The sequence below is a fragment of the Haemophilus sp. THUN1690 genome, from assembly GCF_059704375.1.
In genome coordinates this window covers 1,327,921-1,354,249 of record NZ_AP046582.1, presented here as the reverse complement: position 1 = coordinate 1,354,249, position 26,329 = coordinate 1,327,921, and the positions used below count along the sequence as shown (strand labels likewise).

The 26,329-nt window shown below is 39.0% G+C and carries 23 protein-coding genes and 1 pseudogene; 19 read left to right on the top strand and 5 right to left on the bottom strand.

All coding sequences use genetic code 11. The features are described 5' to 3' along the window. Positions 1-2,832, top strand: a 2,832-nt coding sequence (locus AC6H22_RS06355) for a YadA-like family protein (RefSeq protein ID WP_497515524.1), incomplete at its 5' end; no start/stop codon positions are given. 42 nt (positions 2,833-2,874) lie between these two features. Here AC6H22_RS06355 and AC6H22_RS06350 read toward each other — a convergent pair. Further along, complete coding sequence (locus tag AC6H22_RS06350) at positions 2,875-3,573, bottom strand: tRNA1(Val) (adenine(37)-N6)-methyltransferase (protein WP_497515523.1); 699 nt, start codon at positions 3,571-3,573, stop codon at positions 2,875-2,877. 80 nt (positions 3,574-3,653) lie between these two features. On the opposite strand from AC6H22_RS06350, the gene srmB reads away from it, so the two are divergent. Further along, entirely contained in the window at positions 3,654-4,982 is a 1,329-nt protein-coding gene (gene srmB, locus AC6H22_RS06345; protein ID WP_497515522.1) for an ATP-dependent RNA helicase SrmB, read from the top strand. 118 nt (positions 4,983-5,100) lie between these two features. Here the strand turns inward: srmB and rdgC are convergent, their stop codons facing one another. Continuing rightward, positions 5,101-6,009 carry a recombination-associated protein RdgC gene (gene rdgC, locus AC6H22_RS06340; RefSeq protein ID WP_497515521.1) on the bottom strand — a complete coding sequence of 303 codons (909 nt, stop codon included), beginning with the start codon at positions 6,007-6,009 and terminating at the stop codon, positions 5,101-5,103. A gap of 65 nt (positions 6,010-6,074) precedes the next feature. Between rdgC and proC the strand changes: the two genes are divergently transcribed. The 13 genes and pseudogenes from proC (at position 6,075) to AC6H22_RS06275 (ending at position 19,817) form a co-directional block, all read left to right on the top strand. Continuing rightward, positions 6,075-6,890, top strand: a complete 816-nt coding sequence (gene proC / locus AC6H22_RS06335; RefSeq protein ID WP_497515519.1) for a pyrroline-5-carboxylate reductase — start codon at positions 6,075-6,077, stop codon at positions 6,888-6,890. Then, positions 6,890-8,056: a 3-phenylpropionate MFS transporter gene (locus AC6H22_RS06330; protein WP_497515518.1), complete on the top strand. Its 1,167-nt coding sequence runs from the start codon at positions 6,890-6,892 to the stop codon at positions 8,054-8,056. Before proC ends, AC6H22_RS06330 begins: the two co-directional genes overlap by 1 nt. Positions 8,057-8,086: 30 nt before the next feature. Then, positions 8,087-8,980: a site-specific tyrosine recombinase XerD gene (gene xerD, locus AC6H22_RS06325; RefSeq protein WP_005654087.1), complete on the top strand. Its 894-nt coding sequence runs from the start codon at positions 8,087-8,089 to the stop codon at positions 8,978-8,980. 186 nt (positions 8,981-9,166) lie between these two features. Further along, a complete protein-coding gene (pyrG, locus tag AC6H22_RS06320; protein WP_009500874.1) occupies positions 9,167-10,804 on the top strand; it encodes a glutamine hydrolyzing CTP synthase in 1,638 nt (545 codons plus the stop codon). Positions 10,805-10,994: 190 nt separating this feature from the next. After that, the gene (gene eno, locus AC6H22_RS06315; protein ID WP_118800984.1) at positions 10,995-12,305 is read left to right on the top strand and encodes a phosphopyruvate hydratase; all 1,311 of its coding nucleotides are present in this window, start codon (positions 10,995-10,997) and stop codon (positions 12,303-12,305) included. 83 nt (positions 12,306-12,388) lie between these two features. Then, entirely contained in the window at positions 12,389-12,808 is a 420-nt protein-coding gene (locus tag AC6H22_RS06310) for a DUF2251 domain-containing protein (RefSeq protein WP_497515517.1), read from the top strand. A 12-nt stretch (positions 12,809-12,820) separates the two neighbouring features. Beyond that, entirely contained in the window at positions 12,821-13,402 is a 582-nt protein-coding gene (locus tag AC6H22_RS06305) for a DUF1190 domain-containing protein (protein ID WP_118800981.1), read from the top strand. After that, positions 13,403-14,584, top strand: a complete 1,182-nt coding sequence (locus AC6H22_RS06300) for a glutathionylspermidine synthase family protein (RefSeq protein ID WP_114892505.1) — start codon at positions 13,403-13,405, stop codon at positions 14,582-14,584. Between the two features lie 285 nt (positions 14,585-14,869). Further along, positions 14,870-15,724, top strand: a complete 855-nt coding sequence (gene focA, locus AC6H22_RS06295) for a formate transporter FocA (protein WP_005627709.1) — start codon at positions 14,870-14,872, stop codon at positions 15,722-15,724. A 37-nt stretch (positions 15,725-15,761) separates the two neighbouring features. After that, on the top strand, positions 15,762-18,074 hold the full coding sequence (gene pflB / locus AC6H22_RS06290; protein WP_192885333.1) for a formate C-acetyltransferase: 2,313 nt from the start codon (positions 15,762-15,764) through the stop codon (positions 18,072-18,074). A gap of 82 nt (positions 18,075-18,156) precedes the next feature. Continuing rightward, positions 18,157-18,447 (top strand): annotated as a pseudogene (locus AC6H22_RS06285) (putative quinol monooxygenase). A gap of 115 nt (positions 18,448-18,562) precedes the next feature. Further along, positions 18,563-19,303, top strand: a complete 741-nt coding sequence (gene pflA, locus AC6H22_RS06280) for a pyruvate formate lyase 1-activating protein (protein WP_005627712.1) — start codon at positions 18,563-18,565, stop codon at positions 19,301-19,303. A 31-nt stretch (positions 19,304-19,334) separates the two neighbouring features. Continuing rightward, positions 19,335-19,817, top strand: coding sequence for a surface-adhesin E family protein (locus tag AC6H22_RS06275; RefSeq protein ID WP_005627714.1), 483 nt, complete (start codon positions 19,335-19,337; stop codon positions 19,815-19,817). A gap of 46 nt (positions 19,818-19,863) precedes the next feature. Here the strand turns inward: AC6H22_RS06275 and dsbB are convergent, their stop codons facing one another. Beyond that, positions 19,864-20,397 (bottom strand): disulfide bond formation protein DsbB, encoded by a 534-nt coding sequence (gene dsbB, locus AC6H22_RS06270; RefSeq protein ID WP_005627716.1) that lies wholly within the window; start codon positions 20,395-20,397, stop codon positions 19,864-19,866. Between the two features lie 9 nt (positions 20,398-20,406). Then, positions 20,407-21,951 (bottom strand): Na(+)/H(+) antiporter NhaB, encoded by a 1,545-nt coding sequence (gene nhaB / locus AC6H22_RS06265; protein WP_032825605.1) that lies wholly within the window; start codon positions 21,949-21,951, stop codon positions 20,407-20,409. A gap of 126 nt (positions 21,952-22,077) precedes the next feature. Between nhaB and fadR the strand changes: the two genes are divergently transcribed. The 4 genes from fadR (at position 22,078) to ruvX (ending at position 24,584) form a co-directional block, all read left to right on the top strand. After that, positions 22,078-22,803: a fatty acid metabolism transcriptional regulator FadR gene (fadR, locus tag AC6H22_RS06260; RefSeq protein ID WP_005627721.1), complete on the top strand. Its 726-nt coding sequence runs from the start codon at positions 22,078-22,080 to the stop codon at positions 22,801-22,803. Between the two features lie 61 nt (positions 22,804-22,864). Then, positions 22,865-23,602, top strand: coding sequence for a 16S rRNA (uracil(1498)-N(3))-methyltransferase (rsmE, locus tag AC6H22_RS06255; protein WP_005627723.1), 738 nt, complete (start codon positions 22,865-22,867; stop codon positions 23,600-23,602). After that, positions 23,599-24,159 (top strand): YqgE/AlgH family protein, encoded by a 561-nt coding sequence (locus AC6H22_RS06250; RefSeq protein WP_005627726.1) that lies wholly within the window; start codon positions 23,599-23,601, stop codon positions 24,157-24,159. Before rsmE ends, AC6H22_RS06250 begins: the two co-directional genes overlap by 4 nt. Next, positions 24,159-24,584 (top strand): Holliday junction resolvase RuvX, encoded by a 426-nt coding sequence (gene ruvX, locus AC6H22_RS06245; protein WP_005646895.1) that lies wholly within the window; start codon positions 24,159-24,161, stop codon positions 24,582-24,584. Before AC6H22_RS06250 ends, ruvX begins: the two co-directional genes overlap by 1 nt. 142 nt (positions 24,585-24,726) lie before the next feature. Here ruvX and trhP read toward each other — a convergent pair whose 3' ends face one another. After that, entirely contained in the window at positions 24,727-26,106 is a 1,380-nt protein-coding gene (gene trhP, locus AC6H22_RS06240) for a prephenate-dependent tRNA uridine(34) hydroxylase TrhP (RefSeq protein ID WP_118817203.1), read from the bottom strand. Positions 26,107-26,329: the final 223 nt, after the last annotated feature.

The window sequence follows — 26,329 nt, the reverse complement described above, 5'->3', positions numbered from 1 at the left end:
GCAGATAATATCACTCTTACACAAGAGCAATACAATGCATTAATTAATCGTATTGATCAATTAGAACAAAAAATGGGAAAAAATGGTGCTGGTGGTACAGCTGTTGGGAATAACGCACAAGCAACAAAAACTGACGCAATAGCGATGGGGACAAAGTCTCAGGCCACTGAAATTAATACAACTGCGTTAGGTGCATACGCGGAGGCAACTAATCAATATGGTATTGCAGTTGGCGCAGATGCTTATTCGGTAGGAGAACGAGCAATTGCGATTGGTGTGCATACTAGTGAAAAAGAAATGAAGAAATTCTATGATGATCCAAATAAATTAAGAGAATTTCTGAATTATGATAGTACGATTAAAAGCAATATCACCGATCAAGCGGTCATTTCTGAACTTACTAACGCAACACAGGGTGAAACAAAACTAGCAGAACTTATTAAAGATGACGCCCGACTCAAACAACTTATTCCAGATCAGAAAAAACGTGATTCTTTTATTGCTTATGCAAAAAGTGTCGCGGAGGCTCGTGCAACATTAGATAAGCAAAAAGCGTTATATCCAAAGAATCCTGAATTAGCTCGTTTTGGGTTAGCCAACCCATTTGGTGCAACAGGAGGAAAAGCTATTGCGATTGGTGATGAATCATTAGCTTCTGGTTCCTATTCTGTTGCGCTAGGTGCTGAATCAAAAGCAACTAACTATGCAAGTATCGCAACAGGATATAAGGCGAAAGCGACGGGAATGCAAGCATTAGCAAATGGTTTTGCAGCTGAGGCTGGAGGAGATTATAGTCTTGCTATTGGTACCGCAGCTAAGGTAGAGGAAAGTTCTCAAACTGAACGTTCTATAGCTATTGGATATGGTGCTCAGTCAAAAGTTGGAGTGTCTGTTGCTATTGGTCCTGAAGCTAAAAATGATTCTATTAAGCAAGGTTCTCCATTCCACACAGCAGCTACTGCTATTGGTTATAAGTCTTATACTGGAGGTGTAGGTTCTGTTGCATTAGGTAATCTTGCTAAAGCGAATGTGGATCATAAAAACTATGGTATCGCATTAGGTACGGGAGCTATTGCTAATGGTACACGAGCTGTTTCTATTGGTACTAACGCTGAAACAGGAGGAGAAAATAGTACTGCGGTTGGTGACCGTGCAAAAACTATAGGGATTTACTCAACTGCATTAGGTGCAACATCACTGGCTTGGGGGCATTATTCTATTGCGATTGGCACGCAAGTTGATCAGCAGGGGCGTAATACTGCGTATGGTACACGTGGCTTTGGCAGTATGGCTATTGGTTTATATACCTATTCACATGGAATATATAGTATTGCTCAAGGGCAAGAAGCTCGAGCAAATTATAATAGCTCTATCGCATTGGGCTATCAAAGCCAAGCTAATGCCGTAAAATCTATTGCTATGGGGGATAATGCTCAAACAACCGGCGTTAATTCTGTCGCACTTGGTCCAAGTGCTATGGCTACATTTGATTCGACAGTAGCTCTAGGAGATAACTCTTTGGCAAATACAAAAAGCGATGTAATTGGTTTTGATCCATTAGGCTATGCATCTACAGCATATAATGCGACTAAACCAGAAACGCTACTAAAAGATATGAGTACTGTTCTATCAGCTGAGAAATTAGAAGCTTATAACAACTTACGAGCAAAGATTATTGAGTTAGACGAGAAGATTTTTTCGTATAATGAAACCTTAAAGGTATCAGAATATGACCGTTTATATGGCAAAACTGAAGATATTCGTAATAAGGCTTCTGAAACGACGACAAAGATGCGTAAGAATCGTGATGATGCCATTGCAGCTAAAAAATTGGCACTAGCAGAGATTCAAGCCAACTACAATGATGCCAACACTTGGAGAAGTTCTGCCGGTGCGGTATCTGTGGGTAATTCTGATTTAGGTATCACTCGCCAAATCACGAATGTTGCTGCGGGTTCAGAAGATACTGACGCAGTGAATGTGGCACAATTAAAAGCCTTGGCAGCTGCACCTGTGCTATTTTATAACAGCGGAAGTGGTAATGGTGCTAACTTTAATATTGGCACACCACTTACACAACTAGGTTCACCGTTTAATTTAACGAATCTTCGTTTTTCTTTTGGTAATGGCTTAAAAGCATCGCTACAAAAGGATAAAAATAATAATCAGGTTCTATTTATGGAATTAGATAGCGATGCTATTAAAACTAATCCTGATTTGAAAGGGCAAAATGGTAGAGACGGCAGAGATGGTAAAGATGGACAAAACGGTAGAGATGGCATAAACGGCAGAGACGGCAGAGATGGTAATAGCCTTACACCAAATGACATCGTTAATGTTAAAGAAGTCCACACTGGCAATACAGTTATGAACACCAATGGCGTAACCATTAATACAGGCAATAAAACTGTTTCTATTACTGAAAACGGCTTAAATAATGGCGGAAATAAAGTAGTGAATGTAGCTGCTGGTGAGATTTCTGCAATATCAAAAGAGGCGGTAAATGGTCAGCAATTATATGAAACTAATCAATCTGTGGCACAAAATACACGTTCAATTAATCAATTAAACAATAAAATGGATGAAGTTGATCGTCGCGGACGTCGAGGCGTTGCTATTGCAGGTGCAATGGGTTTGCTGCCTCAGCCACATACTTCAGGTAGATCATCTATAAGTACCGCCACCACGTATTATCGTGGAGAACAAGCCTTAGCGGTTGGATATTCTCGTTTGGCAGATAATGGTAAACATATTGTTAAATTTAGTGGAGCATCCAATATGTCAGGTAAGAAAGATGTTATGGTTGGGGCTGCTTATGGTTATGAATGGTAATTAAGCGCCTTTTATCAGTTCAAGGGGAGAATTTTCTCCCCTTTAAAATTTCAAATAAAAATCTTTAGTCAATTCAATAAACGTTTCAGTGTATTGATTATCCTCATCATAAATCACCAATTGATCTTGCATTAAAACTTGTGGCTGTTTAGCAAAGGTAAGTAGCATTCTTTGCGGCGTTTTTCCCATTTTAGTGATGACATTCGTCTGTTTTATGCAAAAAAGTGCGGTGGATTTTGTGAGCGTTTTGCCTGCCTCATAAGGCAAAACAAAACTTATTTTCCCATTTTCTGCTAAGCGCGTGGTAGCCCATTCTAACCAATTTAAGTGGCTTTGCTTGGTATAACGAGCCAATTCTCTTTCCTCATTTTTGCAAGCAATACCTTGTTCAAAATAAGGTGGATTTGCCACAATTAAATCAAAGGTTTGTTCTGTGGTTTGTAAAAAATGTTGTATATCCGTTTGAATAAGTTGAATGCGATTTTTCCACACTGAATCATTGATGTTTTCTTGCGCTTGTTTGGCTGCAATGGGATCCAACTCAACAGCTTGAATTTGGCAGTTTTCTTTTGTTCGTTGTGCCAACATTAAAGCCAATAATCCTGTGCCACTACCCATATCTAAAATGTTTTTACAATGCTTTACATCTGCCCAAGCACCTAACAAAATGCCATCAGTGCCGACTTTCATCGCACAAGAATCTTGATTGATATGGAATTGTTTAAAGGTAAATCCGCTCATAAATTTTTCGTAAATTGACCGCACTTTTAGGTGCTTTTCGGGTATAATTCGCGCCAATTTTAACAAAGAACCGCACAATAATGAATTTATCCCAATTTGAACAATTCGATCTTTCTCCTGAGCTTTTAAAGGCGCTTGAGAAAAAAGGTTATTCCCGCCCAACAGCTATTCAAATGGAAGCTATTCCAGCAGCAATGGAAGAGCGTGATGTATTAGGCTCTGCACCAACGGGAACAGGGAAAACTGCTGCTTTTTTATTACCCGCGCTACAACATTTATTGGATTATCCACGCCGTAAACCAGGCCCACCGCGTATTTTGGTATTAACGCCAACCCGTGAATTGGCAATGCAAGTGGCTGAACAAGCGGAAGAATTAGCGCAGTTCACTCATTTAAATATTGCGACTATTACAGGTGGCGTGGCGTATCAAAATCACGGTGATGTGTTCAATACCAATCAAGATTTGGTGGTGGCTACGCCTGGCCGTTTGTTGCAGTACATTAAGGAAGAAAATTTTGATTGCCGTTCGGTTGAAATGCTGATTTTTGATGAAGCCGATAGAATGTTACAAATGGGATTTGGGCAAGATGCGGAAAAAATTGCGGCAGAAACCCGTTGGCGGAAACAAACCTTGTTGTTTTCTGCAACCTTAGAAGGAGAGTTATTAGTCGATTTTGCGGATCGTTTGTTGAATGATCCTGTTAAAGTGGATGCTGAACCAAGCCGTCGAGAAAGAAAAAAAATCAACCAATGGTATTATCACGCAGACAGTAATGAACACAAAATCAAATTGCTCGCGCGTTTTATTGAAACTGAAGAAGTGACACGTGGAATTGTGTTTGTTCACCGTCGTGAAGATGCGCGTGAACTTTCTGAAACATTGCGTAAACGAGGTATCCGTTCCGCGTATTTAGAAGGTGAAATGGCACAAACTCAACGTAACAATGCGATTGATAAATTGAAATCAGGTATTGTGACGGTGTTGGTTGCAACAGATGTGGCTGCGCGTGGTATTGATATTGACGATGTAAGCCATGTTATGAATTTTGATTTGCCGTATAGTGCGGATACTTATTTGCATCGAATTGGACGTACAGCGCGAGCAGGTAAAAAGGGCACGGCGGTCTCTTTTGTCGAAGCCCATGATTACAAGTTACTAGGTAAAATCAAACGCTATACCGAGGAAATTTTAAAGGCGCGTATTTTAGAAGGTTTAGAACCTCGCACTAAGCCACCAAAAGATGGTGAAGTGAAATCTGTCAGCAAAAAACAAAAGGCACGTATTAAAGAAAAACGTGAAGAAAAGAAAAAAACAGAGGCGAAGAAAAAAGTGAAATTACGTCATAAGGATACGAAAAATATCGGAAAACGACGTAAGCCGAGCAGCAACTCTAATACTGAGCAATAATTCAATAATTAGATAGCCTTTCCTCATATTTTTGGAAAGGCTCTTGTTTATGCTTGATTTAACCTTTGTCTAGGCAAATATTGTTCAATTAAAAGTGCGGTAAATTTATAATATGATTTTACAGCCTAGTTTTTTCGCCACCAAATTCATCTAATAAATTTTCGGTGAGTTTGGCTAGAATACCAGTCATCAGTACAAAATCTGCATCGAAACGCTGTGCAAAATCTTCTTTCAGAATATCATCATTTTTTTCGCGTACACTATCTGCAAATTTTAAACGTTTTAGGGTGCAATCTTCATTAAAAACGAAAGTTAAGGTATCTTCCCATTCTAAGGCTAATTTACTTACTACTTTTTTGCCATCTTGCAGAAGGGCGAGAATTTCTTCATTTTCTAAGGGTTGTTTTTTACAACGGATAACGCTGTCTTCCTGACTGCCACGAAGCTCGGCTTCTTCTAATGCAAGTAACCAATGTGGTAAGCTATCTTTAACGATCCAATTCGTTAAAATCGTGCTGGGTTCATTAGCAAAAGCTAAAGGCACGACAGGGAGAGAACCTAAGGATTTACGCAGTAATGCGAGCGCATCTTCCGCGCGTTTACTCGATGCGGCATCAACATGAACAAGATTATTTTCCGTATCAATCCACAGTGCCGTATGTTGATTTTTACTAAACGCACGCGGTAATAAATTCATCACAACATCATCTTTTAATGTTTGTTTTTCTACCTTTTTAAGTTTGCGATTTTCTTTTTGTTCAAGGTTTTCAATGCGTTCATCAAGTTCACGTTTGACCACATTTGCCGGCAAGATTTTTTCTTCTTTTTTGGCGATTAATAGAATTTGTTTTCCTACAGAAAAATAGAGTAAATCAGCGCCTCGTAATGGAGCAGACCAGCCAAATTTACTTTGATCTTGAGCACCGCAAGGATGGAATTGACAATCTTCCAGTTGAGTTTGTAGCTGTGCAAGATCCCAATCTAGCGGTTTAGTTAGTCTATAAGTCATTAAATTTTTGAACCACATCGTAACACTTCCTTCAATATAGGGTAGAATGTGCAGCATTATAGCCCATAAAAGTAGGAAAAACGATGCAACACAAATTGATTGCCTTTATTGGCGGTGGCAATATGGCGCAGGCTATTATTCTTGGTTTATTGAAACAAGGTTACCCTGCCGAGCAAATTATTGTGAATGATCCGAATGAGGAAAAAAGAGCATTTTTTGCCAATCTTGGCGTGGCAACTTCAGAAAATAATGTGGAAAGTGTAATCAAAGCTGAGGTTGTGTTGCTTGCGGTAAAACCTCAAATGATGGCTGATGTTTGTTCTCCACTAAGTGCGGTGGATTTTTCCGATAAATTGTTAATTTCCATTGCTGCGGGGATTTCAACTGAACGCTTGAACGCATTAATTCCAAGTATAAAATCAATAGTGCGCGTCATGCCAAATACGCCCGCATTAGTGGGGGAAGGCATGGCGGGGTTATTCGCACCTAAAAATACGAATGAAAATTACCGCACTTTTGCACAAGATTTGTTGGGGGCTGTGGGAAGAACAGTTTGGATGGATGATGAAACTCAAATGCACGCAGTAACTGCCGCTTCAGGAAGTAGCCCTGCCTATTTCTTTTTGATGCTGGAAGCGATGCAGCAAGCCTTAATCAAAATGAATATTGATGAGAAAACTGCGCGTGAATTAGTGCAGCAATCCATGCTTGGTGCAGCAAAAATGGTGACAGAAAATCCGCAAATTGCGCTTTCAACTTTACGAGAAAATGTCACTTCGAAAGGTGGCACCACTGCGGCGGCGTTAGCGGTATTTGACGCACAACATTTTAATCAAACTATAGAGCAAGCTATGCAGGCTTGCTTGTCTCGTTCACAAGAAATGGAAACTTTATTCTGATGCAAGTTCGTCCTTTTTATTGGCTCGCACTGAGCTTTCTAGGTTACTACTGCGCTTATGGCGTATTTTTGCCGTTCTTCCCAGCATGGTTGAAATCGCAACAATATGGTGAAGAAATGATTGGTTTGGTGATCGGGAGTGCTTATATTTTCCGATTTGCGGGCGGATTATTTTTTTCATCGCTGATTAAAAAAGCCAATCATATTATTAATTCCTTACGCCTGTTGGCATTAGCATCGGTCATTATCATGGCGGCAATGAGTTTAGTTGCACATAATTTTTGGTTGTTGTTTATTGCTATTGGTTTGTATGCTTCTGTGAATTCAGCGGGAATGCCGATTGGGGATTCGTTAGCATCCACTTGGCAACGACAAATAGGCTTAGATTACGGTAAAGTACGTTTGATTGGCTCTGCTGCTTTTATTCTTGGTGTAGTGGTATTTGGTGGCATGATTGGCTGGGTTGGCGAGCAAAATATTGTCTGGATTTTGACCGCACTTTTATCTTTCTATACCATCATTCAGCTTTTAAAACCAACCATTCCCCCAAAAGATGAAATGCCTGAAGGTGGCGCTCAAAATAATATTGGTTTTATTGCGTTACTGAAAAATCCTATTACATTGCGAGTCATGATTGCAGTGGGACTCATTCAAGGCTCTCATGCGGCTTATTATGTTTATAGCACAATTTATTGGACAAGCATTGGAATTTCTGTTTCACAAACTAGCTTACTTTGGGGAATTGGGGTATTAGCGGAAATTGTATTATTTTTCTTTTCTCGTCGCTTATTTCAAAATATTTCTATTAGTGTGCTACTTTATGTTTCTGCGCTTGCGTGCATCGGACGCTGGGCTGTAATGGGATATATTGAAGATTTTTGGTTGATATTCTTATTGCAACTTATGCATAGTTTGACTTATGCCGTTTGCCATTATGCGATTGTTCGCTATATCACCACGCAACCGCAAAGTCATATTGCGAAGTTACAAGGTTTGTATAATGGCTTATCGAATGGGGTACTCATTGCCATTTTCACCGCGATTGCAGGTATGATTTATCCAACTTCTCCAGCGATGACATTTTTATTTATGAGTATCATCGCGGCTGCTGCATTTTTTGTGATTCCACGCAAGTTAAATGCTTTTTTGATTGTTCAGCATAAATAGGACGCATCGCTTTCCTTGTAGAGAAGTAATATGAAAAATCTTGCGCTTATTGATTTGTTCCTTAACGAATATTGGATTGAAAAAGGGCTTTCAGAAAATACCGTTCAATCTTATCGTTTGGATTTAACCGCACTTTGTGATTGGTTGGATAAAAACGACTTGTCTTTGGAAACCTTAGATGCTGTAGATTTGCAAGGTTTTCTAGGTGAACGTTTGGAGAAAGGTTACAAAGCCACGAGCACTGCGCGAATGTTAAGTGCAATGCGTAAACTTTTCCAATATTTATACCGGGAAAAATACCGAGTAGATGATCCAAGTGCGGTGCTAAGTTCGCCTAAATTACCCAGTCGCCTACCAAAATATTTAACTGAGCAACAAGTGTCTGATTTGCTCAATACACCAGATGTGGACGTGCCTTTGGAATTGCGTGATAAAGCAATGTTGGAGTTGCTTTATGCGACGGGGCTTCGTGTCACGGAGTTAGTTTCGCTTACGATTGAAAACATGAGCGTGCAACAAGGTGTGGTGCGAGTGATTGGTAAAGGGAACAAGGAACGTATTGTGCCAATGGGGGAAGAAGCTGCCTATTGGGTTCGTCAATTTATGCTTTATGGTCGCCCTGTGCTATTAAATGGGCAGAGTTCTGATGTTGTGTTTCCAAGTCAGCGTGCCCAGCAAATGACTCGTCAAACTTTCTGGCATCGTGTAAAACATTATGCCATTCTCGCGGATATTGATGCTGATGCACTTTCCCCTCATGTTCTTCGCCATGCTTTTGCCACTCATTTAGTGAATCACGGTGCGGATTTACGCGTGGTGCAAATGTTGCTAGGGCATACAGATTTATCCACAACACAGATTTATACTCATGTGGCAAAAGAGAGATTGAAACGATTGCATGAAAGATTTCATCCTAGAGGATAGATAAATCTAACAAGGCTTTACATGCTAATTGTGGTTTTCTAATTGAGTTCATTAACCAAATCAGGTAAACTATCGTCCCGTCTTTGATAGCTAGTTATCTTCGATTTTTGACCGCACTTTTGGTTGATTTTGTTTGTAAGATGATTAGCTATAATCATTTATATCCCAATACAGATTAGGTTCCCTATGGCTACAAATTATATTTTCGTCACTGGCGGTGTGGTTTCATCGTTAGGTAAAGGCATTGCGGCAGCATCATTGGCGGCAATTTTAGAAGCTCGTGGTTTAAACGTAACTATTATGAAATTAGATCCATATATTAATGTGGATCCGGGTACGATGAGTCCAACCCAACATGGGGAAGTTTTCGTCACTCAAGATGGCGCAGAAACAGATTTAGACTTAGGTCACTATGAGCGTTTTATCCGTACGAAAATGACTAAACGTAATAATTTCACCACAGGTAAAATTTATTCTGAAGTATTACGTAAAGAGCGTCGTGGCGATTATCTTGGTGCAACAATTCAAGTGATTCCACATATTACCAATGAAATTAAAGATCGCGTCATTGCAGGCGCTCAAGGTCACGATATTGTGATTGTTGAAGTGGGCGGTACCGTTGGGGATATTGAATCACTCCCATTCTTAGAAGCATTACGTCAATTAGCCGTTCAAGTTGGTCGTGAACATACGTTATTTATGCACTTAACTTTAGTGCCTTATATTCCAACTGCGGGTGAAGTAAAAACTAAACCAACTCAACATTCTGTAAAAGAATTACTTTCTATTGGTATTCAACCTGATGTGTTGATTTGCCGTTCAGATCGCATGATTCCGCCAAATGAACGTGCGAAAATTGCTTTATTCTGTAACGTTCCAGAACGCGCAGTTATTTCATTAAAAGATGTAAATTCGATTTATCAAATCCCAGCGTTATTAAAATCTCAAGGCTTAGATGATTTCGTCTGTGAACGTTTCCGTTTGACTTGTCCAGAGGCGGATCTGTCTGAATGGGAGCAAGTGCTTTACAAACAAGCCAATCCAGTGGGTGAAGTGACCATTGGGATGGTGGGTAAATATACTGAGTTACCCGATGCCTATAAATCTGTAAATGAAGCGTTGAAACATGCAGGTTTAACGAATCGTTTAAGCGTTAACATTAAATATATTGATTCCCAAGATGTTGAAACCAAAGGTGTTGAAGTATTAAAAGGAATTGATGGTATTCTTGTTCCTGGTGGATTCGGTTATCGTGGTGTGGAAGGTAAGATTCGTACCGCACAATATGCACGTGAAAACAAAATTCCTTACTTGGGCATTTGCTTGGGTATGCAGATTGCGTTGATTGAATATGCACGTAATGTAGCGGGTTTAACTAAAGCAAATTCGTCTGAATTTGATAAAGATTGTGAACAACCTGTGGTTGCATTAATCACGGAATGGCAAGATGCAGATGGTAATACAGAAGTGCGTACCGATGAATCTGATCTTGGCGGAACAATGCGTTTAGGCGCACAACAATGTCATTTGGTGTCAGGTAGTCGCGCTCGCGAGCTTTATGGCAAAGAAACCATTGAAGAGCGTCATCGTCATCGCTATGAAGTGAACAATACCTTGCTTCCACAAATTGAAAAAGCAGGATTGAAAGTAACGGGCTTATCTGCAGATAAAAAATTGGTAGAAATTATCGAAGTGCCAAATCATCCTTGGTTTGTCGCTTGCCAATTCCATCCAGAATTTACTTCTACGCCTCGTGATGGCCATCCGTTGTTTGCAGGCTTTGTAAAAGCAGCTTATGAAAATCACAAACAATCTGTGAAGTAATGGATTAAATTTGAGTAAAAAGAGCGGTGAGAAACAACGAATTTTTTCACCGCTCTTTTATTTTGTAAAAATAGATAAAGATCAAAGCATACGCATTTTTTACAAGACAAAATCTCAAAATAGCTTTATCATATCGCCTGTTTTAGGCTCGCCTAACCCGTTTTAATTAACTTAATTGAGGAAAATAAAAATGGCAAAAATCGTTAAAGTGATTGGTCGCGAAATCATCGACTCACGCGGTAATCCAACTGTTGAAGCTGAAGTTCATCTTGAAGGTGGTTTTGTTGGTTTAGCAGCGGCTCCATCTGGTGCATCAACGGGTTCTCGCGAAGCATTAGAATTGCGCGATGGTGACAAATCTCGTTTCTTGGGTAAAGGCGTATTAAAAGCTGTAGCAGCAGTAAATGGCCCAATTGCTGAAGCAATTCTTGGTAAAGATGCGTCTAACCAAGCTGAAATCGACCAAATCATGATCGATTTAGACGGCACCGACAACAAATCTAACTTTGGTGCAAACGCAATCTTAGCGGTATCTTTAGCAAATGCAAAAGCAGCTGCAGCATCTAAAGGTTTACCACTTTACGCTTACATCGCAGAATTAAACGGCACACCAGGCGTTTACTCTATGCCATTACCAATGATGAACATCATCAACGGTGGTGAGCACGCAGATAACAACGTGGATATCCAAGAATTCATGATTCAACCAGTTGGTGCGAAAACATTACGTGAAGCACTTCGTATCGGTGCTGAAGTATTCCACAACCTTGCTAAAGTATTAAAATCTAAAGGCATGAGCACTGCTGTAGGTGATGAAGGTGGTTTCGCACCTAACTTAGCCTCTAACGCTGATGCTTTAGCATGTATCAAAGAAGCCGTTGAAAAAGCAGGTTATGTATTAGGTAAAGACGTGACTTTAGCAATGGACTGTGCATCTTCTGAGTTCTACAACAAAGAAACTGGCAAATACGAAATGAAAGGCGAAGGCCGTTCATTCACTTCTCAAGAGTTCACACACTATCTTGAAGAATTAACCAAACAATACCCAATCGTGTCTATCGAAGATGGTCAAGATGAATCTGACTGGGAAGGTTTCGCATACCAAACTAAAGTGTTAGGCGACCGCGTTCAATTAGTGGGGGACGACTTATTCGTAACTAACACCAAAATCTTAAAAGAAGGTATCGAAAAAGGTATCGCAAACTCTATCTTAATCAAATTTAACCAAATCGGTTCTTTAACTGAAACTTTAGCCGCAATCAAAATGGCTAAAGATGCAGGTTACACCGCGGTTATCTCTCATCGTTCAGGCGAAACCGAAGATGCGACTATCGCTGATTTAGCTGTTGGTACAGCAGCAGGTCAAATCAAAACTGGTTCTATGAGCCGTTCTGACCGTATTGCGAAATACAACCAATTAATCCGTATCGAAGAAGCATTAGAACGCGCGGGTACTCCAGCGGCATTCCCTGGCTTAAAAGCGGTTAAAGGTCAAGCGTAATTCACGCTGAATTTACTGTAAAATCTCACCGCACTTTGTATAAAAGTGCGGTGTTTTTATATCTAATATTTAAAGGAAAGGGAATGTTACATTTAACTTTAGAGGACGAACTCTTTTTAGGAACGCCAAAGCAAGTGGGAACGCATTCTACGGTATTTGAGCATTTTGCTGTAATGTTTGAAGATGACGGCGAAACAGGCTATTTTTATGCGCTTGATATGCGTCAAAATGCTCAACCGATAGTGGATATGTTGCACGTGTATAATGTTGATTCAACCTCTAATCATCATGAAGCACGCAAACTTGAAATTTGTTGGGATGAGACTGGTTATTTAGCCTTGTTGCTTATTAATGGCTATCCTCATGCCGTATTTGATTTTGCCCATTTAGTCGGCTATAACAGCAATAAATATCCACAACCAGATTTAATGAGTATGTGGACTCGTGAAGAAATTACCAATAAACAGGCCGAGCAATGGCTAGGCGTGAAAACCATTCGATAAAAATTGAGAACAATGAAAAAGAAAAATCAGATTTTAGTTAGTTTATCTATTGTGGCCTTATTAGGAGGCTGTTCAGAAGAACAAGTACAACGTGATGTGTATCAGTCTTTAGACGATTGTTTAGCTGATTGGAAAAAAATTGAGCTTTGTGAAGCAGATAAAAATACCGAGAGTACTCAGAAAACTGAAACTACACCACAGCAGGGGCTTGGTTTAAATATTCGTGATAATGGTAATGCAGAAAGTGCGGTAAAAAATCCAGCTGAAAATAATGCACAAGCTAATCAAAGCGAGAACAATGCGGAATCGACTGCAAAAGCTGAAAGTACCGATCCTTCTTTAGGGGCTGCGATTGCTGGTGGCGTTATGGGGTATATGGCGGCTCGTGCAATTAGTAGTTTCCTTGGCCCGAGCTATCATCCCGGAAATCGAGCTGTCACCACACCAACAGGGCAAGTTGTGCAACCACAAACGAATCGTTCTGTTGGAAAACCAATGCTTGTGAAAGGAAATGCAGGAAGCATGAATAGCAAACCTGTATCTCGCGGTGGTTTTAGTAGCCCAAATAATACTAATCGTAGCAGTGGGGGTTAAATGAAACGTGTAACCGGGTTTCCTACTCGACCAGATATGGTACAACAGCTACTTAATGTTGGATTTGATTACTATAATTTGCCTTCTAGTGATGGATCTCATTATTGGTCTGATAATGTCGCTTATGAATTTACCTTAGCGGAAATCGATCGCATTGAGGATACCACTAATGAATTACATTCAATGTGTCTAGATTTTGCGGCGGATGAAATTAAAAAAGGCGATTATGAAAATTATCGTTTTACGGAGTTGCAAAAACAGCTTATTGAAACCTCTTGGCGTAATCAAGATCCTTATTTATATGGACGCTTTGATTTTGGCTATGATGGCGATAATCTAAAAATGTTTGAATATAACGCCGATACGCCAACATCTTTGTTGGAGGCTGCGGTTGTTCAATGGCAGTGGTTGGAGCAAATTGAGGGACTGAAACATCGTGATCAATTTAACTGGATTCATGAAGAATTAATAAAACATTTCCAATTTTTGAAACAACAAAGCGGCAAAACAGATTTCCATTTGAGTGCCATGCAGGATGCTGGCCGTGAAGATTGGGGCAATGTAGATTATTTAGCTGATGTGGCTTATAACGCAGGTTGGAATATTCATCAATTAGCAGTGGAAGATATTGGCTATAACAGCGAAACAGAAAAATTTGTAGATTTAAATGAACAGCCTATTGAAATGTTATTTAAATTGTATCCACTGGAATGGCTAAGCCACGCTGAGTTTGCTCGCCATATTACAACCGCTGAAACACGATTTATTGAGCCTGCGTGGAAAATGTTGTTAAGTAATAAAGCACTATTGGCAAAACTTTGGGCGCGTTATCCTAATCATCCGAATTTATTGCCTGCTTATTTTACGCCCTTCGAATTACCAAAAGATTTATCAATGTGGGTGAAAAAACCATTGTTAGGTCGAGAAGGTGCCAATGTCTTCTATTATGAGAAAAACAATGGCGTAGAATTTGCAGCGAAAGGAAGCGAACACTCTACGTTTTATGGTAATTCAGGTTATGTTTATCAACAAAAATTTGAATTACCGAGTTTTGATGGAATGTATCCCATTATCGGCTCTTGGGTTGTGGGTGATGTGGCTTGCGGTATGGGATTACGCGAAGATTTTACGGCTGTGACGGGTAATGATAGTCATTTTATACCTCATTATTTTGTACCTTAATGTGTCCTGAGTATTGCTAAAATAACCAGAAAATTAACCGCACTTTTGTCTTTTTTGATAAAAGTGCGGTTATTTTTTTACCTAAAAACTATCACTAAAGAGTTATGGTTATTTTATCTGAAAAAATCTTGCAAAATATCAAATTTTGTTAGAATAAATCGTAGCATTTCTTTGAAATGAAAAATTAAAAGAGTAAAATGTCCTCGGTGGTAGAAGTATTTGAAGTTGTAAACATATTAGAAGTATTAAATTTTCATCAAATTTTTTAATATTTGGAGTTTGATTATGGCATCAGAAATTCAAAAACTGTCTTCTGTTGCGCTCACACCTGTTGAAGCAACGGATTATGCAGAAAGTACAGCTACTTATAAAGCAAATAAACGTCCATTTTTATCGTTTATGTCTGGCATTAGTGCTGGAGCTTGTATTGCTTTAGCTTTTGTATTTTACACGACAACACAAGCTGCTAGTGCCGGAGCACCTTGGGGGCTGACCAAATTAGTGGGTGGGTTAGTATTCTCATTAGGTGTGATTATGGTGGTGATATTAGGATCTGAATTATTCACCTCTTCTACTTTAACATTAGTTGCCCGTGTTGGTGGTAAGATAACCACAACGCAAATGATCCGAAATTGGATTGTAGTATATTTAGGCAACTTTGTGGGCGGTTTATTTATTGCGGCTGTTATTTGGTTTGGGGGGCAAACCATGGCAGCAAATGGCCAATGGGGTTTAACAATTCTTGCAACCGCCCAACATAAAATTCATCACACGTGGTTTGAAGCATTTAATCTAGGTATTTTATGCAACATTATGGTGTGTGTGGCGATTTGGATGTCTTATTCTGGTAAGACTGTTACAGACAAAGCTTTTATTATGATTATGCCGATTGGTTTGTTTGTTGCGTCAGGATTTGAACACTGTGTGGCAAATATGTTTATGATTCCGATGGGAATTATTACCGCACATTTTAGTACTCCTGAATTTTGGCAACAAATCGGCGTTGATCCGATGAAATACGCAGATTTAGATTTGTATCATTTCATTGTGAAGAATTTAATTCCCGTAACGTTGGGAAATATTGTCGGCGGGGCAATTTGCATGGGTGTATTCCAACGTTATTTAACCAAAACTCATTAAAGATTTACTTATTTATTAATTAACAAAGGAAATGACTATGTCAGAACTTAATGAAGCGCAAAAATTGGCGTGGGCTGGTTTTGCTGGTGGTGATTGGCAAGAAAATGTCAATGTACGTGACTTTATCCAAAAAAACTATACCCCGTATGAAGGCGATGACTCTTTCTTAGCAGGTCCAACTGAAGCAACAACTAAGCTTTGGGAATCTGTGATGGAAGGAATTAAAATTGAAAACCGTACTCACGCGCCATTAGATTTTGATGAACATACTCCATCTACCATTATCTCTCACGCACCAGGTTACATTAACAAAGATTTAGAAAAAATCGTTGGTCTTCAAACTGATGAACCTTTAAAACGTGCCATTATGCCATTCGGTGGTATCAAAATGGTGGAAGGTTCTTGTAAAGTTTATGGTCGTGAACTTGATCCAAAAGTGAAAAAAATCTTCACTGAATACCGTAAAACACATAACCAAGGTGTATTCGATGTTTATACGCCAGATATTTTACGTTGTCGTAAATCTGGTGTATTAACTGGTCTTCCAGATGCTTATGGTCGTGGTCGTATTATTGGTGACTACCGTCGTGTAGCGCTTTACGGTGTTGACTTCTTAATGAAAGATAAATACGCACAATTCTCTTCTTTACAAAAAGATTTAGAAGATGGCGTAAATCTTGAAACAACAATTCGTTTACGTGAAGAAATCGCAGAACAACACCGCGCATTAGGCCAATTAAAACAAATGGCTGCAAGCTATGGTTATGATATTTCTAACCCGGCAACTAATGCTCAAGAAGCCATTCAATGGATGTACTTTGCTTATCTTGCTGCAATCAAATCACAAAATGGTGCGGCAATGTCATTCGGTCGTACTGCAACCTTTATCGATATCTATATCGAACGTGATTTACAAGCAGGAAAAATTACTGAAACTGAAGCGCAAGAATTAGTTGACCACTTAGTCATGAAACTCCGTATGGTTCGTTTCTTACGTACTCCTGAATACGATCAATTATTCTCAGGCGACCCAATGTGGGCAACTGAAACCATCGCAGGTATGGGGTTAGATGGTCGTACATTAGTAACCAAAAATACATTCCGTATTTTACACACCCTTTACAACATGGGTACTTCTCCAGAGCCAAACTTAACGATTCTTTGGTCTGAACAATTACCTGAAAACTTCAAACGTTTCTGTGCGAAAGTATCGATTGATACCTCATCAGTTCAATACGAAAACGATGATTTAATGCGTCCAGACTTCAACAATGATGACTACGCAATCGCATGTTGTGTATCACCAATGGTTGTTGGTAAACAAATGCAATTCTTCGGTGCGCGTGCAAACTTAGCGAAAACATTGTTATACGCAATCAACGGCGGTATCGATGAAAAATTAGGTATGCAAGTAGGTCCGAAAACTACACCAATTACTGATGAAGTATTAGATTTTGATACAGTAATGACCCGTATGGATAGCTTTATGGATTGGTTGGCAAAACAATATGTAACTGCCTTAAACATCATCCACTACATGCACGATAAATATTCATACGAAGCAGCATTAATGGCATTACATGATCGTGATGTATACCGTACTATGGCTTGTGGTATCGCTGGTCTTTCTGTTGCAGCAGACTCACTTTCAGCAATTAAATATGCGAAAGTTAAACCAGTTCGTGGCGACATCAAAGATAAAGATGGCAATGTTGTAGCAAGCAACGTAGCGATCGACTTCGAAATCGAAGGTGAATATCCACAATATGGTAACAACGACAACCGTGTTGATGACATCGCTTGTGACTTAGTTGAACGTTTCATGAAGAAAATTCAAAAACTTAAAACTTACCGCAATGCAGTGCCTACACAATCAGTATTAACCATTACTTCTAACGTAGTTTATGGTAAGAAAACTGGTAATACTCCAGATGGCCGTCGTGCTGGTGCACCATTCGGACCAGGTGCAAACCCAATGCATGGTCGTGACCAGAAAGGTGCGGTAGCATCATTAACTTCTGTGGCTAAACTTCCATTTGCTTACGCGAAAGATGGTATTTCTTATACCTTCTCAATCGTACCAAATGCGTTAGGTAAAGATGCAGAAGCACAACGCCGTAATCTTGCTGGCTTAATGGATGGTTACTTCCACCACGAAGCAACAGTAGAAGGCGGTCAACACTTAAACGTAAACGTGTTAAACCGTGAAATGTTGTTAGATGCAATGGAAAATCCGGATAAATATCCGCAATTAACCATCCGTGTATCTGGTTACGCAGTACGTTTCAACTCTTTAACTAAAGAGCAACAACAAGACGTCGTAACCCGTACATTTACTGAGTCTTTCTAAGTAAATAATATTATGTTTTAATATAAACCACTCACAAACTAATTTTGTGAGTGGTTTATTTTTATATATAGGAGAGCAAATTATGCTAACAGTTATTGCCTAATTTTCAGTAAAAGCGGAAAAAATTAATGATTTTCTAACCCAATGCCAAGAATTAATTAAGCATACTCGTCAAGAAACAGGATGCGTATCTTATGAATTACAACAAAATAGCGAGCAAGCTAATCATTATGTTTTTATTGAGCAATGGAAAAGCAAAGCCGATTTAGAACAACATTTTGCAACGCCACACTTTACCTCAATTGTACCTGTACTGGTCGAATATTGTGAACAAGCACCAGTGGTGCAAACTTTTCAAAAAGTCAGCGAATAATGACCGCACTTTGATAAATATATTTTAATAATGAGCCTGATTTAAATCAGGCTCATTTTTTATAGACTAAATATTTGGTAAAATTTAGCTATATCTAGTTTTAGGAAATTTATGTATGTCAGTTCTTGGAAGAATTCACTCTTTTGAATCCTGTGGCACTGTAGATGGGCCAGGTATTCGTTTTATTTTATTTATGCAAGGCTGCTTGATGCGCTGCAAATATTGCCACAATCGTGATACCTGGGATCTTGAAGGTGGTAAAGAAATCAGTGTCGAAGATTTAATGAAAGAAGTCGTGACTTATCGCCATTTTATGAATGCTACTGGCGGTGGTGTCACGGCATCAGGCGGTGAGGCTGTGTTACAAGCAGAGTTTGTGCGCGATTGGTTCCGTGCTTGTAAAGAGGAAGGGATTAATACTTGCTTAGATACAAATGGTTTTGTACGTCATTATGATCATATTATTGATGAATTATTAGATGCAACGGATCTTGTTTTACTCGATTTAAAAGAGCTTAATGATCAAGTTCATCAAAATCTTATTGGAGTACCAAATAAACGTACCCTTGAATTTGCAAAATATTTGCAAAAACGTAATCAACGTACATGGATTCGTTATGTTGTTGTTCCTGGTTATACCGATAGCGATCACGATGTGCATTTATTAGGTCAGTTTATTGAAGGTATGACCAATATTGAAAAAGTTGAACTTCTTCCTTATCATCGATTAGGTGCGCATAAATGGAAAACCCTTGGGTTAGATTATGAGCTTGAAGAGGTATTACCGCCAACCAAAGAATTGTTAGAACATATTAAAACAATCCTAGAAGGTTATGGGCACACTGTAAAATTCTAGAGTGAATGTCAACTAACATAAGGAGTGAATAATGAAAAAACTGATTTTAATATTATCATTTGGGTTACTTACTGCCTGTTCTGCGCAAACTCAAAAGGCTGAACAAAATGATGTGAAGCTGACACCACCGACTGATGTGCGAAGCGGATATGTACGTTTAGTGAAGAATGCAAATTATTATATCGATAGTGAATCGATCTGGGTGGATAATCAAGAGCCACAAATTGTACATTTTGATGCAGTGGTAAATTTAGATAAGGGATTGTATGTTTATCCTGAGCCTAGACGTTATGCACGTTCTGTTCGTCAGTACAAGATTTTGAATTGTGCAAATTATCATTTAACTCAAGTGCGAACTGATTTCTATGATGAGTTTTGGGGACAGGGTTTACGTGCAGCACCTAAAAAGCAAAAGAAACATACGTTAAGTTTAACACCTGATACAACGCTTTATAATGCTACTCAGATTATTTGTGTGAATTATGGCAGAGCACAGCCTTCAGATAAAAAATAACAAAATCTAGCGAATAAAAAATACGGTGAAATTTCACCGTATTTTTTTAATTAAATATTCTTCTTTGTTTTCGTGTTTTGACTACTTGCACTATTAATAATAAAGCAAGAATTATCACATATACTGCAAAAATAAATACCAACCATTGCACCATAGTCACACCTAATAATGACCATTGACTTTCATTACAAGAGCCAGTCGGGCTAAACATAAATGGAAACCATTGGTGAAACGGTAAAGTCTCAGGAAAGTTTGGAATAAATTCACATTGTTTCCAAGGGGCAGGATTCATTTGTAAATCAAGATGACGGAATGAAACCAACAATCCCTTAATGCCACTGAATAAGCCTAATGCCAAAGCGATTAATCGAATGATTAAAGCGCGAGGTTGAAGTAAACCTATAATGCCCGCAATAAACAACCCAATTATTGCTAAACGTTCATACACGCAAAGTACACAAGGTTGTAATCCCATTCCATATTGGAAGTAAAGTGCGGTGGATTCTAGTGCTAAACTTGAGAATGCCAGCAGTAACCATGCAGAACGTTTTTCAGAGAATCGTTTTAAAAGCGCGAGCATTTCTTCTCCTTAGATTGGCAAAATTAAGCCTAAACTTGCTAGCCAAATAGTGGCGGCTGGTAAGATAAATTCAATAGCTAGTAAACCAATGAGTGAAAGTACAATCGTGTAAGGTAAAGCCATATAAACCATTCTTCCGTAAGAAAGACGAATTAATGGCGCTAGCGATGAAGTCAATAAGAACAAGAATGCGGCTTGTCCATTTGGTGTCGCTACTGATGGTAAGTTTGTCCCTGTATTGATTGCAACAGAGAGCAATTCAAATTGGTGCGGAGCAATTACGCCATTCGTTAATGCTGCTTTGGCTTCATTGATGTAAACAGTTGCGACGAATACGTTATCAGAGATAGAAGAAAGCAAGCCGTTAAATACATAGAATAAGGCAAGCTGTGTATTTTCTTCTGAAGAAAGTACGAAGTGAATGATTGGCGCAAAAAGTTTTTGATCAATAATTACGGCAACCACTGAGAAGAATACTACGAGCAATGCAGTGAAAGGCAAGGATTCTTGGAATGCTTTACCGATAGTGTGCTCGTCAGTCACACCTGTGAATGCTGTAGCAAAAATGATGATACTTAAACCAATTAAGCCCACCGCCGCAAGATGGAACGCCAACCCAAGAATTAACCAAATAGCGATTAACGCTTGGACGCCTAATTTAATTTTGTCTTGTTTGGACATTTTCTCTGAATTAGTGCGGTCTAAATCTGACAAGATTTTCCATACGTCTTCAGGTAATTTTTCACCATAACCAAATAATTTGAATTTTTCGACTAAGAAGCAAGTGAGCAATCCGCAGATAAATACTGGAACAGTAACTGGCGCCATGCGGAAGAAAAATTCGATAAAGTTCCATTTGGCTTGTTCGGCAATGATTAAGTTTTGTGGTTCACCCACCATTGTCATTACGCCACCAAGTGCGGTTCCGACGCCCGCATGCATCATCAAACTACGTAAGAATGAACGGAATTTTTCTAAGGTTTCGTGATGTTGTGTTGCAATTTTTCCATCATCGGCAATATCAACAGCATCAATTAAATTATTACCTGATGCGACTTTGTGATAAACACCATAGAATCCCATTGCTACGCTGATAATTACGGCAACAACCGTTAATGCATCAAGGAAGGCTGATAGGAAGGCTGCGCTAAAACAGAAAGCTAAAGAAAGCGCGATTTTTGAACGAATTTTGACAAGTAATTTCGTGAATACGTAAAGAAGCAGTTGTTTCATGAAGAAAATCCCTGCCACCATGAACATTAATAGCAATACCACTTCAAAGTTTGCCATAATTTCCGTTTTTACGTGTTCTACGTTAGTCATCCCTATAATAATAGCTTCAATCGCTAATAAGCCACCGGGTTGCAACGGATAGCATTTTAATGCCATTGCTAACGTAAAAATGAATTCAGCAACGAGCAACCAACCCGCAAGAAAGGGGCTGATAAAAAAGAAAATAATTGGATTAACAATGAGAAAAACGACAATGGCGAGTTTGTACCAATTTGGGCTCGCGCCAAGAAAGTTTTTCATAAAGGCTTGTGTGTTTGTCATAGAGCACTCCATTATTTTTTTATTGCGCTAACATTGTAATATATCCCCCTTTAAAGGATAATAAAAAGTAAGTAATTTTTTTATAAAATTGCATTTTTTTTTGATTTTTATCTGATTTTTTAATTTATGCAACATGATAATGACATTTTGAAAGCCCAAAGCCCCGCCGCTTTAGCTGAAGAATATATAGTGAAAAGCATTTGGCAAGATGTTTTCCCAGCGGGCAGCAATTTACCCTCAGAGCGTGATTTGGCTGATAAGATTGGTGTAACTCGTACAACTTTACGTGAAGTTTTACAACGTTTGGCGCGTGATGGTTGGTTGACGATTCAGCACGGTAAACCCACAAAAGTAAATAATATTTGGGACACAGCAGGGCCGAATATTATTGAAACGCTAATCGGTTTAGATATGCAGTCAGCACCTTTGATTATTGACAATATGTTGTCTTTACGCAGTAAAATGTCTGAATCTTATATTTATGAGGCAGTAAAAAATTCTCCTCAACAATCTGCCGCACTTTTTGCCGAATTAGATCAATTACAAAATACGGCGCAAGATTACACAGAATTTGATTACAAATTATTTCGTCAATTTACCGTAGTGGCTAACAAACCCTTTTATCGTTTAATTTTTAATAGTTTGAAAGGGGTCTATCAACGAATTGGTTTTTTATTTTTTAAAGAAGAAAAACACCGAGAACTTACAAAAACGTTCTATTTAGAAATGCAACAAATTTGCCTTGCGGGAAATGCTGATGCGGTGGTGGATTGTATTCGTAAACATAATTTACGTTCTTCAACTTATTGGAAAGCTATTCTAGAGCGATTGCCGCAGAACCTTTCGGATTAATTTCAACATCAAAAGTGCGGTGAATTTTAACCGCACTTTTTCATTCATATAGATAAACATTATGCGCATACCAAGAATTTATCATCCAGAATCCCTTGAAAATCAAACTCAATGTCAACTTTCCGAAGACGCGGCAAACCATGTAGGGCGCGTGTTAAGAATGATAGAGGGCGAGCAAATTGAACTCTTTGATGGTTCTAATCATATTTATCCAGCCAAAATTATTGAGTCGAATAAAAAAACTGTAAAGGTAGCGATTTTGGGGCGTGAGCTTGCGGATAAAGAATCCAATTTAAAAATTCATTTGGGGCAAGTGATTTCTCGCGGAGAGCGAATGGAATTTACCATTCAAAAATCGGTGGAATTGGGAGTGAACGTGATTACGCCATTATGGTCAGAACGCTGTGGCGTAAAACTTGATGGTGAACGCATGGATAAAAAAATTCAACAATGGCAAAAAATTGCGATTGCTGCTTGTGAACAGTGTGGCCGTAATATTGTGCCGGAGATTCGTCCACTGATGAAATTACAAGATTGGTGTGCAGAAAATGACGGAGCGCTAAAATTGAATTTACATCCACGAGCGCAATATTCGATTAAAACGTTACCGAATATTCCCGTTGAAGGTGTTCGCTTATTAATTGGCTCAGAAGGTGGATTATCTGTACAAGAAATTGCACAAACTGAACAGCAAGGATTTACTGAAATTTTATTAGGAAAGCGTGTTTTGCGTACTGAAACTGCATCGCTTGCGGCGATTAGTGCACTACAGATTTGTTTTGGAGATTTAGGTGAATGATGGAGTTACAAGGGAAATTTTTGATCGCGATGCCACATTTAGATGATTATTTTAATCGTACTGTGGTGTTTATGTGCGAGCATAATGAGCAAGGCTCGATGGGGTTAGTGATTAATCAGCCAACGGATTTAAGCATTGCGGAACTTTATTCAAAACTTAATTTTATGATGAAAAATGACCGCACTTTTAGCAATGAAATGGTGGTAGCAGGTGGCCCTATGCATAGCGAAAGAGGTTTTATTCTACATAAGAATACACCGAATGAATTCCAGCATACTTATAAAATCACGGATGATCTTTCAATGACAACCTCTGCTGATGTAATAGAGACGCTAGGTTCTGAACTTGCACCAGAAAAATATCTTATCGCTCTAGGGTGCTCTAGCTGGGAGGCAGGGCAATTAGAAAAAGAAATCACTGATAATGCTTGGTTAGTCGCTACTGCGAACGATCAGATTTTATTTGATATGCCTTATGATGAGCGCTATGTTGCGGCGAATCAATTGCTTGGTATTCACCCACATAATTTTGTGTTTGCACAAGTGGGGCATAGCTAATGGGGATTACTGCACTTGCTTTTGATTTTGGTACCAAAAGTATTGGCTGTGCTGTAGGGCAAAGTATTACTGGCACCGCTCAAGCCTTACCTGCTTTTAAGGCGCAAGATGGTATTCCAAACTGGGATGCGATCGAAAAATGCTTGAAAGAATGGAAACCAGATGTTGTTGTAGTTGGTTTGCCTTTAAATATGGATGGAACAGAGCAAGATCTCACTTTGCGTGCTCGTAAATTTGCAAATCGTTTACAAGGTCGTTTTGGTGTTAATGTTCAGCTACAAGATGAACGTTTAACAACAACTGAGGCACGCAGTGAAATTTTTGACAGAGGCGGTTTTCGTGCCTTAAAAAAAGGCAAAGTAGATGGGATCTCTGCTTGTTTGATTCTAGAAAGTTGGTTTGAGGTTGCAGAATACTCCGAGTAAAAAAAGCCCTTTCAAAAGCTGAAAGGGCAAAAATATTTGGAGTCATACTATGAGTTGTTGAATTAACAAATCAGGTATGTGGCGTATTATAATAATAAAATACAAAAATGCAACATTTTCTTAACAAATAATTTTTTGTCATTTAATTATGTGGATTTCTTGTATTGCTATTGACTAAATTACGCATTAATAAGGCGTAGTCTAAGTTGATATCTTGTGGTACATCTAAGAACACAAAATGCCCATCACCTAGTGCGGCATCAACCGTTTCATTTTTTCGATTGAGCATTTTTTCAATCTTAAAGACGATGTTGCCTTGTGGGGTCATCATTTCCACTTCATCACCAAGCAAGAATTTATTTTTTACTGCCACTTCAGCCATACCTTGTTCATTACGTTTACCGGTAAATTCACCGACAAATTGTTGACGATCGGAAATAGAATAACCGTATTCGTAATTTTGGTATTCATCGTGCGTATGACGACGTAAGAAACCTTCGGTATAACCACGATGAGCAAGGGATTCCAACGTATCCATTAAGCTTTCATCGAATGGTTTTCCTGCTGCCGCATCATCAATGGCTTTGCGGTAAACTTGTGCGGTTCTTGCGCAATAATAGAATGATTTAGTACGGCCTTCGATTTTTAAAGAATGCACACCAAGTGCGGTCAATTTTTCCACGTGTTGTACTGCACGCAGATCTTTTGAGTTCATAAAATAAGTGCCGTGCTCATCTTCAAACGCCGTCATTTGCTCATCAGGCTTTTGTGATTCTGTATAAAGGAAAACTTTATCTGTTACCGCACCTTCGCCCAAGGTTGGCGCCACATTTTTCACTTCAATTTGTTGAGCAGGATCGATTTTAGGCACGATGTTGCCTAGTTCATCCGTCGTGCCTTCTTCCATTTTGTATTCCCAACGACAAGCATTCGTGCAAGTACCTTGGTTTGGGTCGCGTTTGTTGATATAGCCAGAAAGTAAGCAACGGCCAGAATACGCCATGCATAACGCACCGTGTACGAAGATTTCGAGTTCGATATCGGGCACATGTTGGCGAATTTCAGCGATCTCTTCAATAGATAATTCGCGCGATAAAATCACACGGGTTAATCCCATTTGTTTCCAGAATTTCACCGTTGCCCAGTTTACCGCATTTGCTTGTACAGAAAGGTGAATATCAATATCAGGGAAGTTTTCACGCACCAACATGATTAAGCCTGGGTCAGACATAATTAAGGCATCTGGGCCCATGTCGATCACAGGTTGTAAATCTTTGATAAAGGTTTTGAGTTTGGAGTTATGCGGTGCAATGTTCACCACTACATAGAATTTTTTGCCAAGCGCATGGGCTTCATCAATCCCGATTTTTAAATTGGCGTGATTAAATTCATTGTTACGTACACGCAAGCTATAACGAGGTTGTCCAGCATAAACGGCATCTGCACCATAGGCAAAAGCATAGCGCATATTTTTGAGAGAGCCAGCAGGGGAAAGTAATTCTGGTTTGAATTGGGTTGTCATAATATTCTCTTTTGTCTGATTTCAGGTCAGGGATTTGCGCTAGGCAAATCGTTAGGTGGGGTATTGTAGAGAAAATATTTGGCTTGTAAAGGAAAGTGCGGTCAAATCCTAACTAGAAATTCAGTTTATCTGGTTCTGATATAAAGATTTAACCGCTTAAAATTACCCTATATTAAATAAAATTATGGGCTCTAAATTTTGCCCTATGACAATAGCTTGTCTT